This window comes from Silvibacterium dinghuense (assembly GCF_004123295.1).
Taxonomy (GTDB): Bacteria; Acidobacteriota; Terriglobia; order Terriglobales; family Acidobacteriaceae; genus Silvibacterium; species Silvibacterium dinghuense.
Map to the genome: position 1 here is coordinate 1111289 of NZ_SDMK01000002.1, position 15561 is coordinate 1126849.

The window sequence follows — 15561 nt, forward strand, 5'->3', positions numbered from 1 at the left end:
GCCCGACCACCATGCCAGGAGACTTATGGATCGCACAAAGATGATGCAAGAGGCGGCGAATCGCACTTCGCCGTGGGATATTGTCGTGATCGGCGGCGGAGCCACGGGCGCAGGTATCGCAGTCGATGCCGCGACCCGCGGCTTCTCCGTGCTGCTGCTCGAGCGCGAAGACTTCGGCAAAGCTACCTCAAGCCGCAGCACCAAGCTGGTGCACGGCGGCGTGCGTTACCTCGAGCAGGGCAATATTTCGCTGGTTATGGAGGCGCTTAAGGAACGCGGCATCCTGCGCTTGAATGCACCACATCTGGTCCACGATCTGGCCTTTGTCGTGCCCAACTACTCCTGGTGGGAAGCACCCTTTTACGGCATCGGCATGAAGGTGTATGACATGCTGGCTGGAAAGTATGGTTTCGGCCGCTCAAAGATTCTCTCTCGCGAAGACACGCTGGAAAGGCTGCCCAATATCCAGACGGAAGGCCTGCGCGGCGGCGTGATGTACTACGACGGCCAGTTTGACGACTCCCGGCTTCTCATTCACCTGATGATGACAGCAGCCGAGCATGGCGCGACGTTGCTGAACTACGCCGAAGCCATCTCGCTCAGCCGGGGCTCCGATGGATTTCTGAATGGTGTCACCGTACGCGATCATGAGAGCGGCCACGAGTTTCATGCTGCGGCAAAGGTCGTCATCAATGCCACCGGCATCTTTACCGACCAGACGCGTCGCCTCGCCGATACCACCGCCGAGACCATGGTTGCGCCAAGCCAGGGGATTCACCTGGTCTTCGACCGCTCCTTTTTGCGCGGCGATTCGGCGATCATGGTGCCGCATACCTCTGATGGCCGCGTCATGTTCGCAATTCCATGGCATGAGCACACCCTGGTCGGCACCACGGATACGCCGATCGAATCTCCGTCCTACGATCCCCTTCCCTTCGAGCAGGAGATCGAGTTTATTCTCGAGACCGCATCGCTCTACCTTAGCCATCCGCCAGACCGCGAAGACATTCTCAGCGTCTACACCGGCATCCGTCCGCTGGTGAAGGCAGGCTCGGCGGCGGGCAAGACATCGGCGCTTTCACGCGACCATACGATTCATGTGGACAGCTCGGGACTGCTCACCATCGTCGGCGGCAAGTGGACGACCTATCGCAAGATGGCAGAAGACGCTGTCGATCATGCCATCACACTGGGCGACCTTACGGATACTCCCTGCCAGACGCAGAGCCTTCACATCCATGGCTATCTCGAAGGCGTTGATGAACTGAGCAGCCTTGGCGTGTACGGCGCGGATGCAGCCAAGGTTGAGGCCCTGGCGAAGAGCGATGCGGCTCTGGCCGAGCCCCTGCACCCGGACCTGCCTTATATCGGCGCCGAAGTAATATGGGCAGCGCGCGAAGAGATGGCACGCACTCTCGACGATGTACTGGCGCGACGCCTGCGTGGATTATTCCTCAACACAAAGGCCACGCTGAACATGGCTCCGACGGCAGCCAGGCTTATGGCGCAGGAGCTAGGACGCGATGTGGCCTGGGAGCAAAAACAGATAACAGAATTCGAGAAAATTGCACAGGCCTATCTGCCCTCCTCTGCAGTTGCTGACTGACAATATGCATTTGTAACTGTTTCACATCTATTTTTCCGAAATCCTGATGAAAGAGTATGAAAGCGAGCCCTGGTGATGCGATCTCCATTTGTGGGTGAGTTTGTAGGAACGCTGGTCATGATCCTGCTGGGAGACGGCGTGGTAGCCGGCGTCCTGCTCAAACGCTCCAAAGCCGAAAACTCCGGATGGATCGTCATCACCGCAGGCTGGGCCTTCGCGGTGCTGTGCGGCATCTTCGCCGCCAACCTCTTCGGCAGCACCGATGCCCATCTCAACCCGGCGATTACGCTTGCCTTCGCATGCAAGACCGGGGATTTCGCCAAGCTCGTGCCATATGCCATTGCGCAGATTGCCGGAGCCTTCTGCGGAGCGCTGCTGGTGTGGCTGCACTACCTTCCGCACTGGAAGATCACCGAAGATCCAGCGCTCAAGCTCGGCGTCTTCTGCACCGCGCCTGCCGTGCGCAGCCTGCCTGCGAACCTGCTCAGCGAGATCATCACCACTGCGACTTTGATCCTCATCGTAGGGGCCATGAGCTCGAAGCTCGTCCTCTCCACCGGCGCGGCTGCCGGGCTCACGCCTTACCTTGTTGGCTGCCTTGTCTGGGGCCTAGGCCTTTCGCTCGGAGGCACCACCGGTTATGCCATCAATCCTGCGCGTGATTTCGGTCCACGACTGGCACACGCGGTTCTGCCGATTGCCGGCAAAGGCCGCTCAGACTGGGGTTATGCAGGCATCCCGATCGTAGGGCCTGCAATTGGCGGTGTGATCGCGGGCTTGATCCTTCGCTGGATCGGTGCATGAGTCAAGGCTTGCGGCGCAGAGAGATCTCGACACCGCCTGCAAAGCTACGGCCCGGCATGGGAACATCGACGATCTCCTGATAGCCGGTATTGCTGAGGTTCACCGCGCGAAAATAAGGATGAATCCATCCCTTGCTGCGCGCCATTTCCAGATCCCAGACCGGATAGGCTTCCTGCTGATACCGCTGGGCAACGCGCACGATAGTGCGTACGAAGTACGCATGAGCGAAAGTGTCGGACCACTCAAAACTCGCATTGTTCACCGGATAATTAAAAACATACTGCGACTGCAGTCCATGCAGCGCGGACTGCGCTCCGGCAAGGATCGTCCAACCGAGCTGAATCGACTGTGTTGCAGTGGGACGCCAGCCGAGCGAGCTCTCCACGCCTGCATATCGAAGCCCGTTGAGGTTTGTTGCCTGCCACTTCTCCGTATCGTTCGCACGCACGTAGTCGATGGCGTCGTGCTGGCGCGAATAGAAAAGCGTCATCGAAGCCGTGGTGCGGGTATTCGGAAACCAGTCGACACCGGTATCGCCGGACCATGCGGATTCAGGTTTGAGATTCGGATCGCCATTCGTCGTGGGATCGCTGTAGTAAAGGTCGGTATAGGTGGGCAGACGGAATCCGTAACCGCCGGAGGCACGTATTTTCACCTTCGGCGCGACCCAGAAGCTGCCCGCCAGGTCGGGACTGGTCACAGAACGCGCACCGCCGCTCAATACCTCTTCCCGCAGGCCGGCGGAGAGACTCCAGCGGCGCGTCGAATGCAGATCGAGATCGGCGTATCCCGCGCCCTGGTTGCGCGCATGGTGACCCAGGTTATTGCTGTCGATGCTATCCCCTTCGGCGTCGAGACCGTAAAAGAGACCGCCTTCGTGGCCAAGCGGCTGCTGGCGCCTCACCACCGCCTGCCAGCTGGTATCGATGTGATTGTTGGCATAATAGGCGGGATCGTTGCGCAGCAGGATGAAATTATCTGTATGCCGCCGATAGCCGAATGCGGCGCTGGTGTTTTCTCCCAGCTGCTGCTGCGCGGAGGCGAACCACCCCTTGGTCCGTTCCCACGAGTTATAAAGCCCGTAGAAATTGTCGGCGCCAAAGGCGCGATCACTTCCGGCAAGCAGAATATCCGTGGTTCCGAGCGCAGAGCTCCACCTGGACTCATTGCTGGCGTTCTCGTTGCGATAATCCCGGTCCGGCATGAAGCCGGTCGAGAAGTTACGCGCACCGGTAGCGATCTCACTCCAGCGATGACCGGCCGCAGTGGCAATGGCCGACTCTTCGTTGCCGCCAAAACTGCCCGCACCTGCTCGCAGCGTCAGGCTGTCTTCAGTAGGAGTAGCGGTGATGAAATTCACCACACCGCCCAGCGCATCGGAGCCATAGAGCGTCGAGCCTGCGCCGTGCAGCACTTCCACCGAGCGCATCGCTTCGAGTGGCACAGGAAGATCGAGATTGTGATGCGAACTCTGCGCATCGTCGATGCGCAGACCATTCAGAAGCACCAGCGTCTGCTCGAAGGAAGCGCCGCGAATGGTGATATCCGACTGCGCTCCACCTGCGCCGCGCTGTTCGATGAAGGTCGAGGGATCGGTCCGCAAAGCGTCTTCCGCAGTCTCGAAGCTGAAAGGTTGCTGTCCCACTTCGACAGCCATCACCGAGCGTGGCGATTCTCCCAGCGTGATGGCCTCAGGAGAGCCCACCACCACTACGGTCTGCTGCTGTGCAGGTAGTGTGGGTGAGGCGGAAGCGGTGGAAGAAGATTGGTTTTGCTGCGAAAAGGCGAATCCGCTCTGTGCGACAAGGATGGCAAATGAGGCAATGCGATGACGAACACTCACTCTCAGCACATTAACATGCGCATCTCATGCAGACGCGGCACACTTTCCCGGCATAGCAACAAATAAAGGCTCAATCTTCGCGAACGAGGATCTCGGCAAGCGTAGGCTTATGCTTTGCCTTGCGGCGTTCCGCGCGCGGCGTATCAACGATAACCCGCTCGGCCTTCGGCTGGCCTACGCGTTCGCGAGCATTTGCCTTCACCGCTTTCACCGCAGAGAACGTCTTCTTCTTTGCCTTCTTTGCGGCCATGGTTTCATCCTCTTGTTTCAGCATATCCGGAATCTGAACTTTGCGAGGCACTTTCCGCGACTCCACATGCTCTCTACAATGTTGAGAGAGAAAGAGCGCGGTCACGGCCCTGCTCTCACATAGGGGATGCGATGGAAGAACGGGATTTCTTTGACGAGAAGGCTGAGCAGCGCAATCATCAGCTGACGTGTCCGCACTGCGGCAAAGCGGATGAATACCAACTGGGCTGGCTGGTGCGGCGCAAGAAGAACGGTTTGCCACGTCACGCCGATGAGCGCGACCGCGCCCGTTTTGCCAAGGCACAGTCGTACATGGTGCGCAAAGACGACATGGTCGCCTGCAAAAACATCCGCTGCCGCAAGCGGTTCGAGGTCGCCGGCATACAGTCCGTCGCTTTCCTGCAGTCGGCATAGTGCAGCGTTCATCGATTCATGATCAGGCAGAGGGACATGTGCACGCATGCCCCTCTGTTCTTTCCTATCATCAGTGTCCGTGTGCAGACTTTGCCGCCTCGACGAGATCCGCGTTCTGAGCGATACGGCTCAGACGGTACATCAGAATCGCATCGCGCTTGGTGTTGATCGGTTGCGCGGCAAGATCAATGGTCTCCCCTGGCGCATGTGCACCGTCCCCTGTAGCCCCTACGCCTGCAAGTCCAGGCACCATGTCCGCGACAAAAGCAATGTCACCCGCACCACGCTTCATCGGATCGAGTTCCGGCATCGCTGTGAATCCGAGGCTGGCATTAGCCTGATTCAGGATGGCGAGCACCGCGCGACTCTCCGAGGTTGCAGCCATCGCCGGATAACCTTCTCCAAAACTGATCGTTGCTCCTGTCTTTGGCAGATGCTGAGCAACGATGGCCTGCATCTTCTGCTCTACACGCTCAGTCTGCTCATTCGAAAGCGTCCGGATATCGCCACTGGCGTAGGCCGTCGGCGGAATGATATTGCCTTTTGCCGCTACGGTTGCGTTATCCCCTGCCTTATCCACGGTGACAGTCGCGCCACCCAGGATCATGCCAACGTTGTATGTAAGCCCGGCTTCGGGTAACTGCGTACGGAAGGCGTCCAGGATACGAGCCACTTCATAGATGGCGCCATAGCCTTTTTCTTCGGAGAAGATAGCTGAAGAGTGGCCTGTTTCACCGCTTGCCTTGATTGTCCAGGAGATCGAACTGCGGCGGCTTACGGACCCGTAATAAATACCGTGAAGCCTGGGCGTTCCCTCAAATTCCAGAGCAACATCACTGTGGCGTGCGGCCTCCACCATGTCGCGCCGGGAAATGCTGACCGGTTCACCGTGCGCCTCTTCGTCGCCACTCAGCACCACCGTGATTTCGGCCTGCTTCAACACATCAGCGGTCTGCATGGCCTTGAGCGCGTAAACCATGTCCACGAGACCACCCTTCATATCATTTGTGCCGGGACCGGTTGCAATGGTACTTCCGGCAGCCGGCGGGGTATAAGCCTGAAAAGGGCTGTTCTTCTCGAAGACGGTATCCATGTGGCCGATCAGCAGCATGCGCTTGCCACAATGTCCAGGCTGCGGGCAGGGATGCTCAGCAACAAGCACACCAGCGCGGCCCACCTGGCTCATATCGACCCATCGCACCTGAAAACCAAGATCCGTAAGTTGTGCGCTGAGAATCCTGCCGACCTCGCGCACACCCTCGAGGTTATGCGTGCCGCTATTGATCGAGACCAGCTTTGCAAGCAGATCATTCGCAGCCTGCTCGTTCGCATCGATATAGGCAACCATCGCACGCTCCGGCTCAGTCAGCGGCGGGCTATTGGGCGCGGTTGTCTGGGCGACAACCAAATGAGGAAACAGCGCGGCGGCAAGCAGGGCAAGCGGTCGTTTCATTTGCGTTGAGCATATCAAGGGAAGGCTCAAACGCCACCGGAAACAATGCAGCCCACGGCATAGACACCGCCCATCCCGCCTCGATGCGCTTTTTCTTCCTGAATGCTCGGATAAGAGCAAGGGCCGGGGATAGCTATCCCCGGCCCTGCATAGTGCTCCTGCTTGCATTCGCTACTCGTCCTGCTCGCGGAGCTTGGCCAGCACGCTGAAATCTTCGAGCGTTGTCGTATCGCCCTTGATCTCTCCGTGTGTTGCCAGTTCACGCAGCAGCCGCCGCATGATTTTGCCTGAGCGCGTTTTTGGCAGCTGTTCGGTGAAGCGCAGGTCGTCAGGACGCGCCAGCGCGCCGATCTCCTTCGCCACCCACTTGCGCAGCTCCTCGCGCAGCTCTGCTGTCGGCTCATTGCCACTCTCGAGCGTTACGAAGGCTGCGATTCCCTGCCCTTTCAGCTCGTCCGGACGACCCACGACCGCGGCCTCAGCCACCTTGGGATGTGCCACGAGAGCCGACTCAATTTCCATCGTGCCCAGCCGGTGGCCGCTCACGTTGATCACATCGTCCACGCGGCCCATCAGCCAGAAGTAGCCGTCTTCATCCTTCCGCGCGCCATCGCCGGTGAAGTATGAGCCAGGAACTTCCGTCCAATAGGCCTGCTTGTAGCGCTCCGGATCGTTGTAGATGGTTCGCGCCATCGAGGGCCAGGGCCGGCGGATTACCAGCAATCCGCCGTGGCCGGCCGGAACCGGCTCGCCTTCTTTTGTCACAATCTCAGGCACAATGCCCGGAAAAGGCCGCGTCGCCGATCCAGGCTTGGCCGCAACCGCGCCGGGCAGCGGACTGATCATGATGGCTCCGGTCTCCGTCTGCCACCACGTATCCACAATCGGGCAGCGCCCCTTGCCGATCACATCGCGGTACCACATCCAGGCTTCGGGGTTGATCGGCTCTCCTACCGTTCCCAGCAGGCGCAGCGAACTCAGATCGTACCGCAGCGGATACTGGTCGCCCCACTTGATGAAGGCACGGATCGCAGTTGGAGCGGTGTAAAAAACCGTCACCTTGTGTTGATCGATGATCTTCCAGAAGCGATCGTAGTCCGGGCAGTTGGGTGCGCCTTCGTACATGAGCACCGTCACGCCATTCTGCAGCGGGCCGTATACGACGTAGGAGTGGCCCGTCACCCAACCGATATCGGCCGAGCACCAGTACACATCGTCATCGCGCAGATCGAAGACCAGCTTGCTGGTGAGATAGGTGCCTACGGCGTATCCGCCTGTCGTATGCACCAGCCCCTTGGGTTTTCCTGTCGTGCCGGAGGTGTAGAGGATATACAGCGGATCTTCGGAGTCCAGCTCTTCTGCCGGGCAACGATCCTCAACCTTCTCTGCAAGCTCATGCCACCAGTGGTCGCGCCCTGCCTGCATCGTCACATCCGCACCGGAACGGCGATAGACCACTACATTCTTCACGCTCGGGCAATGTGGCAGGGCTTCGTCCACGGTGGCCTTCAGCTTTACCTGCGAACCACGGCGGAATGACGTATCCTGCGTGATCACCGCGACGCACTGCGCGTCATTCACACGATCCACAATGGCATTTGCTGCAAAGCCGCCAAAGATCACCGAATGCACCGCGCCGATGCGCGCACAAGCCAGCAGAGCGACAGCCAGCTCGGGAGCCATGCCCATGTAGATAGCAACCCGATCGCCCTTCCGGATGCCCAGCGACTTCAGCACATTGGCAAACTTCTCCACCTGCGCCAACAGGTCGCCGTAGGTAAGCTTCCGCACCTCGCCCGGCTCGCCCTCCCACAGGATGGCGACCTTATCCTTTTTGCCGTTCTCTACATGGCGATCGAGGCAGTTGTACGAAAGATTTGTCTTTCCGCCCACAAACCACTTCGCCCAGGGCAGATCCCACTCGAGCGTCTTCTCCCACGGCTTGAACCAGTGCAGTTCCTGCGCGACCTCATTCCAGAAGCCATCTGGATCGGACACAGACCTGGCATACAGTGCTTCATATTCGGCAAGGTTCTTCACGTGCGCCTTCGCCGCAAACTCCTCCGGCGGCGGAAAAACACGATTCTCACGCAGCGAAGAACTCAAAGTGGTGTCGGAACTGGACAACGACGTCATATCCTCTTAGGCCTGCCTTGCTTTCCAAAATGCGGACGCGCATTGTTTGTTCACAAACCAGCAACCGATGCGCAGCTTGTTGTTCACACTAATGGCACGGTTGCAGACCGCGCAAGGCCCGTGCTTTTCCTGATCCCTCAGGCGGTGCGCCGCGCTCTCGATTACACTAGCGTTGACACTGTTGTCTGTTGCCATTCCATCTCGTTCCGTTCAGGGCATACCTGCTTTGATACCTCATCAGAATCAACGCGTTCTCGGCGTCATTCCAGCCCGCCTCGGTTCCACGCGACTCCCCCGCAAAGTGCTGCGCGAAATCGCAGGACAGCCCATGCTCTCCTGGGTCTATCACGCTGCACGCGCCTGCACGCTGCTCGATCAGGTTCTGATCGCAACCGACTCGGAGGAAGTGCTCAGCTACGCGCAACAGCACGGCCTGCCTACCGTCTTTACGCCGGCGGACTGCGCCAGCGGCAGTGATCGCGTGCATGCCGTCGGTGAATCGATCCCCGCCGATATCTACGTCAATATTCAGGGCGACGAGCCTCTTCTCCGGCCGGAACACCTGGATGCGCTGCTGGCCCCCATGAGCGATCCGGCCGTGCAGGTCACAACGCTGGCCACAGACTGCACCCCGGCGAATATCGCCAATCCCAATGCGGTGAAGGTCGTCACCTCCGCCAGCGGACGCGCATTGTATTTTTCCCGCGCCGGCATTCCCTACGATCGTGACCAGGCCGGCTCTGTTCCCTACCGCAAGCACCTTGGCATCTATGCTTATCGCAAAGAAGCGCTGAAACGCTTCCCCACGCTTCCGCCAAGCCGACTCGAAGCGATAGAAAAACTGGAACAACTGCGTTTTCTCGAAAACGATATCGATATTTACGTGTCCTATACCCCATACGACACCATCGGAGTCGACACGGAAGAGGATCTTCACGCTGTGGAAGCGTTGCTGCTTACACGGCCCCGGCCTTAGGGGTTGAAAGGATTCTTCTCACTTTCACATGCAGCGCAGGCGACTGTTTTCCATATCTCGTATCTAATTTTCCTGAGGCGGATTTTCGCCACAGGAGAAAAGATTGAATCATTGGAAGCGGACGCTGCACCTGCAGCCATCCTCCCCGGGCGCCGGAAAAACACGCTCAAGGCATAAGCCTCACCGCGTCCTGGCTACAGCATGCACGCTGACTGTTGCTACCTTTTCAGGCATTTCCGGCATCATGGCCAACGGCCAGCAGCCTGTGACCGTCGATGTCAAAGCGCGCAGTCAGGATGTGATTGCCCATCTCAATGCGGTCCTTCGGTTTTATCGCGCGACCTCTACCCCGATCCAGAAAGTCGGCGAACCGAATGACATCGTGTACCGCGATCAGGCGGTGGCACTTTCCATGCAGGCAGCCAACCTTGCGTTTCAGTCAGGAAATGCAGAGGCCGGCCTGCTCACAAGCTATGAACAGCAACATGGCGGCGCGCAGTCTGCGGCCACAGGCAACTCCCAGGCAGACCGACTGCAGCAGGCGCTTACAAAAGTAGAAGGCCAGCAGGCCACGCTGAAAACAAGCATCGCCGCCCTCGACAAGCAGATGGCCGCAGGCAGAGTAAAGAATATGGCGGCGCTGCAGGCGCAGCGCAAAGGCCAGCAGGAATCTCTCGACCTGTCTGACGCCATGTATGACGCCCTCAAGAAGATCATTAACACCTCGGGCACGGCGGGTGCCTCCCAGCTGACAACAGATATCGGCAACCTGCAGCGATCGGTCCCCGAGCTGACCAGCCAGGCAAAGCCCGTTGCCGAGCAGCTTACAACCCTCGACGCTTCACGTTCGGCCGGCGTCAGCAGCCAGACCATCACGCTCTTCCAGTTGCTCAGCACCGAGCACTCGCTCGACACCCTCATCCAGCAGAACGAGTCCCTGCGGCAACAGGCCATCGCCTTCCGCGCTCCGCTCTCCAGCATCGCTCACAACCTTGTGCTGCGCGGACAGCAGCTATCGCAACAGACTCTGCAGACAGCCCCGAATAACACGGGTGCAAGCACCGAACAGGCAACGGACACAGAGCTATTGGCCGTCACGGCGGGTTTCCGGTCGGTTGCTGCCGCCAGTGTGCCTCTCAGCCAGGAGGTAGTCGTCCTGGAGCAGAGTGAAGCCAATCTCAAGGCCTGGCAGGCTGCGGTCGATCGGGAATACAAGAGCATCCTGCATTCCCTGCTGCTGCGCCTGCTGGTGATTGCGATTGCGCTGGTTGTTATCTTTCTCGCCGGCGAGCTCTGGACACGAGCGGCCAACAAGTATGTCCGCGATCGGCGTCGGCGCCGTCAGCTGTTGATGACGCGCCGCGTGGTGGTCGGATTTCTTTCTGCCCTGGTCCTGCTGTTCGGTTTCATTACGCAGTTCAACTCGCTGGCCACATTCGCCGGTTTCATTACCGCCGGTATCGCAGTCGGACTGCAGACAATCCTGCTGTCTGTCGCCGCCTACTTCTTCATCATCGGCAAATATGGCATTAAGGTCGGAGACCGCATCACCATCGCCTCCGTCACCGGCGATGTCATTGACGTCGGCCTGGTCCGCTTTTATGTCATGGAGCTTGCCGGCAGCGGCACCGAGCTCAAGCCCAGCGGCCGGGTTGCCGTATTTTCAAACTCGGTGCTCTTCCAGGCCGGCACACCACTCTACAAGCAACTTCCGGGCAGCGATTTTGCCTGGCATGAGTTGCTCGTCAAATTCACCGCAAATGCCGACACCAAGAAAGCCTCCGAGCAACTTCTCAAGGTCATGCATACGGTCTACGACGAGTACCGCCATGCCATCGAGCAGGATCACCATGATCTCGAACGCTGGATGCAGGTATCCTCGGCCATGCCGGAGATCGAATCCCGCGTTCAGTTCCTCGGCGGCGCGGTGCAGCTCTGGGCACGTTTCCCTGTACAGCTTCGCCGTGCGGCGGTGATCGACGAAGAACTTACCTCTGCGCTGCTTGAACTTCTCACCACCAATACAGAACTACGCTCGGCGGTCGACGGCCTGCCGATCATCCAACCCTCGGTCAGGGGATAGCCCTCAGGCGTTCAGATCCGCGCCTCGAGACTCCCGACCAAACGCGGTCACCAGTGCTAAGAATCCAGCGACCAGCAGCACGGTGACCGCCAGCACCTTTCCATATCCACCAAAACGCTCCGCCGCACGAGCCTGTAGAACAGAGTTGCGCGAAGTAATCAAGTTGCCCAGCTGATAGGCGAGGCCTGGAAAGGTCGCACGCACCGGACCGGGGGAAAGCTCGCTGAGATAGGCCGGCACCACACCCCACGCGCCCTGCACCATGAACTGCATCAGAAATGCTCCGGCGGCCAGCGTATATAGCGAGTGCGACAGCGCGTAGAGCGGGATCATCGGCAGGGAGAGCAATGCAGCCACAATGATGGTCCGCTTGCGCCCAAAGCGTTCCGACAGACCGCCGAAGAAGACGCCGCCGAGCAACGCCCCGATGTTGTAGACGATCCCGATGGAACCAGTGAGGGCTGCCGAGAAGTGATGATCTTTCTGTAAGAACGTCGGATATAGGTCCTGCGTGCCATGCGAGAAAGCATTGAAGCAGGTCATCAGCAGAACCAGGAACAGGAACGTCGGTGCGTAGCGCACCAACTCACCGAACGACAGCTTCGGCGCTTTCTCACGCGCGGCTCCAGCAGCCTGCCTCTCACGCCAAACCGGCGACTCCTCCACCTTCAGGCCGATATACAGCACCAGCAGGGCCGGAGCCGCGCCCACCAGGAACATCCCGCGCCAGCCGAAGTTGTAACCATGCCAGCTCATATGCACGAAATGAGGAAAAAGCAGCGCGTACGCAGCCGCTGCGGCAAGATAACCGACGGCATATCCTTCCTGCAGAAGCCCGGAGAAGAAGCCGCGCCCTTCCTTTGGCAGCGTTTCAAAGGCAAGCGCCGCACCCACGCCCCATTCTCCGCCCATGGCAATACCAAAGAGCGCACGCAGCCAATAGAGCTCATGCAGCGAGGTGGTGAAAGCGCAGGCGAGCTCAAAGACGGAGTAGCAGGCCACGTTCAGCATCAATGCAGGGCGCCGGCCATACTTATCCGCAAGCCAGCCGAAGAGAAATGCTCCTACGGGGCGGAAGGCCAGCGTAAGAAAGAGCGCCTCGGTGACAGCGGATGTCGTCGCATGGAAATCTCCAGCGATGGCCGAAACACAAAAGACGAGTATGAAGAAATCGAAGGCATCCAGCGACCAGCCGAGGAAACAGGCAGCAAAAGCATGGCGCTGGTGAGAAGCAAGACTGCGGAAGGGGCTCGCCATATAAGGGTTCGCGGAGCCCGTCTTACGGCTCCAGTTGAGACTACCAGAGCATCGTCCCGCATATACGCGCGACAATTCCCCTCAAAACAGTACGGGACCGAGTCAGACTCGGTCCCGTACTGTTTTATTCCACAAACCTCAGGGCTGGTGCGCTCCGCTTCCATTTGCCGTCTTCACGGCGGCCACGGCTTCCTGCTCCGTCGCCTTCTTATGGATTTGATGATGCAAGCAATAGAGTGCCAGCTCCAGGCGATCGGAAACTCCCAGCTTGTCGTAGATCTTGCGGAGGTAGTTCTTCACCACCTGCTCTGTCGTTCCCAGCTGGAAGGCGATCTCCTTATTGCGCTTGCCCTGCGTGATGCAGGCAATAATCGAAAGCTCCTTGGGAGAAAGCCTGGGCTGCGACTTCGGATTGGTGATGGCTGTCGCCTGCGAACGGTAGGCTTCGATGACCCAGTTCACCGATTGATTGTCGATCCAGGTTTCGCCGCCGGCGATCTTCCGCACGCATTTCACCAGCAGCTCGGGCGCAATCGAACGAGGAATAATCCCGCGCACGCCACGGCGGTAGAGCTCAACCGTATGCGCCTCGTCAGTACCCACCGTCTGCACGATGATCTTGATCTCCGGAGCAATGCGAACGATCTCCGGGATGGCATCGGTTGTTCCGGCAATCAGGTTGCCCTCAAGCAGCAGAACATCGGATGGATGGCGAGTCAGCGCTGCATGAAGATCGTCCATGCGTTCCACCTGGCCCACGACACGGATGTCATCCTCGAGCGCGAATACCTTACGCATGCCAACGCGGTATATCGCCTGAGAGTCGGCGAGAAGGATACGGATGAGCGGCTTGCCCGCCTGCGCGGTGCTCTCTCCCTGCTTCGCCTCTTGTTGTTCAGGAGTGAATTCGGCCATAACGATCTGCCTGCTGCCTCCGATTACGGATTACTGAAAGCTGTAATGGTCAATGACTGCCGCTGCATATGCGCTGGTCTGTTCGCGATACGATCTCACCACTCGCCCCGCACAGTGCACAGCTGCTGATTGCTTATTTCCGATAATGCCCTCCGGGATCTCGACGAAAAACTCCACCGCATCTCCCGGAGACAACAATTCACTTATTTGGAATAGAATCCCGCTCGCCGAAATGTCCTTCGTATACCCTTCGTAACACTCCACCCCCACAATGACATGGATGGGAAGACAAATCGGAAAGCGAACCGCTCCGCGGGACCTGAGCTCCTCTGGAACCACACCATTCGCTCCTGCAACGTCAGCAATCGGATGCTGCAATCCCACACGGAACTCCGGCAAGTACATCAATCTGAAAATCGAATTTCCGGTACACACATACCGACATGCGGCGAATCAATCCAAAAGGTCCGGAATTACGAAAGTTTACACCTTTGATCCTAAGAAAAGATAGGAAAAAGGTTGCCCTTTGGTTACCTGCGTACCAACATGGCGACGACTCAGAACTCTATCACAATCAAGAAGTTCCCCATTCAAGCGGGGAAAAACGCGGCTGAAGCCCCGACCCATTCCAGATTCCGGTTATGATCCACCCCCATCATCTGCCCACGGCCCAGGCGAACCAGGGAAAACACTGGCTGCAGCTCCCCTCCGTCTGGCCAAAGATAGAGGATGCGGATTTCCGGCTGTGTCCAGCCAAAGGGAGTATCCACCACGCGCTCAAAGCTCACTCGCTCCTGCAGCAGGTAGTTTTTCCGTTCGGCCACAGGAATCGCTGCCAACTGTTCCTCTGTTGGCGCAAAGATGATTCCCTTGCCCGCGAAGGAGAAAAGCGGCTTCAGGACCCAGTGTTCCCGCTCCGGAGAGAGCCGGTCAGCGCCCCTGCCGGCAAACCAGTCGTCGAGAAAAACTGCGGGAGGCACATTCGGATGGTTCAGAAATGGGAGCGAGAACTTGCTCAGATGGAAGTACCAATTGGGATGTCCGGCCCACTCTACATCAAAGGACTCGCGATAATCGAAGCCCAGCCGGATCTGTTTCTGGATCAGCTCATCTACGATAGTGCGGTTATAGATGCGATGGATCGGAACCAGCCGCTTCCCTTCCCGGTAGCACAGGCGCGGCAGTTTGCCCGGCCGGTCCTGAGGGACAATTTCGGCAATGTCCACGATGGGAATGCCCAGCCGGTCGGCGGTCACACGAAAATCCGGCAGAGTTTTCTGTTCCATCGGCTGGATTTCGGCTAAGACGACATTCTCCGGATCATGCCCGTTCAGCACGACGCGCCCCATCAGCTTCCAGAAGCTGGCCTCGCTGTGCCCTCCGAGAAAAAACGCCAGCTTGCCGAGCTCATCGAGTGCATAGATCGAGCGATACATCTCGTTCAGGACGGACTGGAAGCCATATACGGATGGAAACCCCTGCAGCTCCACCAGCCGGGGAGAAAACGATCCATCCGCTTCGCGGACCAGACCGAAGTCTACCGTCATAAAGTGAGGATGCGGCGTCTCATCCGCAGCCCGCCAAGCCTCGGGAATAGCCGCCGCAGAACGCTGGAGATAATGACGATCCCGCACCAGGCGGTGCGTCAGCTCGGCACCTGTTCCGGCCATCGTTTCGAGCAGGTCTTTCGGAAAAAAGACCGGAGTTTCTGCCACCCGAAAGCCGATATGGGTGCGGGTACACGCGTCCAGAGCACGCAGCAGTTGCCTGTAGTGCTCCGCCTGGTACCTCTCATTGAAGGCCGCGCGCAGATTCGCAATCACGC

13 protein-coding genes are annotated in these 15561 nt (G+C 58.7%); 5 read left to right on the top strand and 8 right to left on the bottom strand.

Going from position 1 to position 15561, the window contains the following annotated elements; genetic code table 11:
- The first annotated feature begins 25 nt into the window (after window positions 1-25).
- Window positions 26-1606 carry a glycerol-3-phosphate dehydrogenase/oxidase gene (locus tag ESZ00_RS13790; protein WP_129208825.1) on the top strand — a complete coding sequence of 527 codons (1581 nt, stop codon included), beginning with the start codon at window positions 26-28 and terminating at the stop codon, window positions 1604-1606.
- Between the two features lie 75 nt (window positions 1607-1681).
- On the top strand, window positions 1682-2410 hold the full coding sequence (locus ESZ00_RS13795) for an MIP/aquaporin family protein (RefSeq protein ID WP_129208826.1): 729 nt from the start codon (window positions 1682-1684) through the stop codon (window positions 2408-2410).
- A 1-nt stretch (window position 2411) separates the two neighbouring features.
- On the opposite strand, the gene ESZ00_RS13800 is transcribed toward ESZ00_RS13795, so the two are convergent.
- Together ESZ00_RS13800 and ESZ00_RS20335 are read right to left on the bottom strand one after the other, a co-directional pair.
- Window positions 2412-4253, bottom strand: coding sequence for a TonB-dependent receptor plug domain-containing protein (locus tag ESZ00_RS13800; RefSeq protein WP_229741276.1), 1842 nt, complete (start codon window positions 4251-4253; stop codon window positions 2412-2414).
- Between the two features lie 70 nt (window positions 4254-4323).
- On the bottom strand, window positions 4324-4608 hold the full coding sequence (locus tag ESZ00_RS20335; protein ID WP_229741278.1) for a hypothetical protein: 285 nt from the start codon (window positions 4606-4608) through the stop codon (window positions 4324-4326).
- A 26-nt stretch (window positions 4609-4634) separates the two neighbouring features.
- Between ESZ00_RS20335 and ESZ00_RS13810 the strand changes: the two genes are divergently transcribed.
- On the top strand, window positions 4635-4916 hold the full coding sequence (locus tag ESZ00_RS13810) for a hypothetical protein (RefSeq protein WP_129208827.1): 282 nt from the start codon (window positions 4635-4637) through the stop codon (window positions 4914-4916).
- 70 nt (window positions 4917-4986) lie between these two features.
- Here the strand turns inward: ESZ00_RS13810 and ESZ00_RS13815 are convergent, their stop codons facing one another.
- Together ESZ00_RS13815 and acs are read right to left on the bottom strand one after the other, a co-directional pair.
- On the bottom strand, window positions 4987-6369 hold the full coding sequence (locus tag ESZ00_RS13815; protein WP_129208828.1) for a M20/M25/M40 family metallo-hydrolase: 1383 nt from the start codon (window positions 6367-6369) through the stop codon (window positions 4987-4989).
- Between the two features lie 171 nt (window positions 6370-6540).
- Window positions 6541-8505 carry an acetate--CoA ligase gene (gene acs, locus ESZ00_RS13820; protein ID WP_129208829.1) on the bottom strand — a complete coding sequence of 655 codons (1965 nt, stop codon included), beginning with the start codon at window positions 8503-8505 and terminating at the stop codon, window positions 6541-6543.
- Between the two features lie 226 nt (window positions 8506-8731).
- On the opposite strand from acs, the gene kdsB reads away from it, so the two are divergent.
- Both kdsB and ESZ00_RS13830 read left to right on the top strand, forming a co-directional pair.
- A complete protein-coding gene (gene kdsB / locus ESZ00_RS13825; protein ID WP_308419074.1) occupies window positions 8732-9481 on the top strand; it encodes a 3-deoxy-manno-octulosonate cytidylyltransferase in 750 nt (249 codons plus the stop codon).
- Between the two features lie 103 nt (window positions 9482-9584).
- Complete coding sequence (locus ESZ00_RS13830) at window positions 9585-11564, top strand: mechanosensitive ion channel domain-containing protein (protein ID WP_129208830.1); 1980 nt, start codon at window positions 9585-9587, stop codon at window positions 11562-11564.
- A gap of 3 nt (window positions 11565-11567) precedes the next feature.
- Here the strand turns inward: ESZ00_RS13830 and ESZ00_RS13835 are convergent, their stop codons facing one another.
- The 4 genes from ESZ00_RS13835 to ESZ00_RS13850 all read right to left on the bottom strand — a co-directional run bounded on the left by ESZ00_RS13835 (window position 11568) and on the right by ESZ00_RS13850 (window position 15559).
- Window positions 11568-12821 carry an MFS transporter gene (locus tag ESZ00_RS13835; RefSeq protein WP_129208831.1) on the bottom strand — a complete coding sequence of 418 codons (1254 nt, stop codon included), beginning with the start codon at window positions 12819-12821 and terminating at the stop codon, window positions 11568-11570.
- A gap of 138 nt (window positions 12822-12959) precedes the next feature.
- The gene (locus ESZ00_RS13840) at window positions 12960-13736 is read right to left on the bottom strand and encodes a LuxR C-terminal-related transcriptional regulator (RefSeq protein ID WP_129208832.1); all 777 of its coding nucleotides are present in this window, start codon (window positions 13734-13736) and stop codon (window positions 12960-12962) included.
- A gap of 30 nt (window positions 13737-13766) precedes the next feature.
- Window positions 13767-14141 (bottom strand): PilZ domain-containing protein, encoded by a 375-nt coding sequence (locus ESZ00_RS20500; protein ID WP_373283934.1) that lies wholly within the window; start codon window positions 14139-14141, stop codon window positions 13767-13769.
- Between the two features lie 185 nt (window positions 14142-14326).
- Window positions 14327-15559 (bottom strand): hypothetical protein, encoded by a 1233-nt coding sequence (locus tag ESZ00_RS13850; protein WP_129208834.1) that lies wholly within the window; start codon window positions 15557-15559, stop codon window positions 14327-14329.
- Window positions 15560-15561 lie beyond the last annotated feature (2 nt).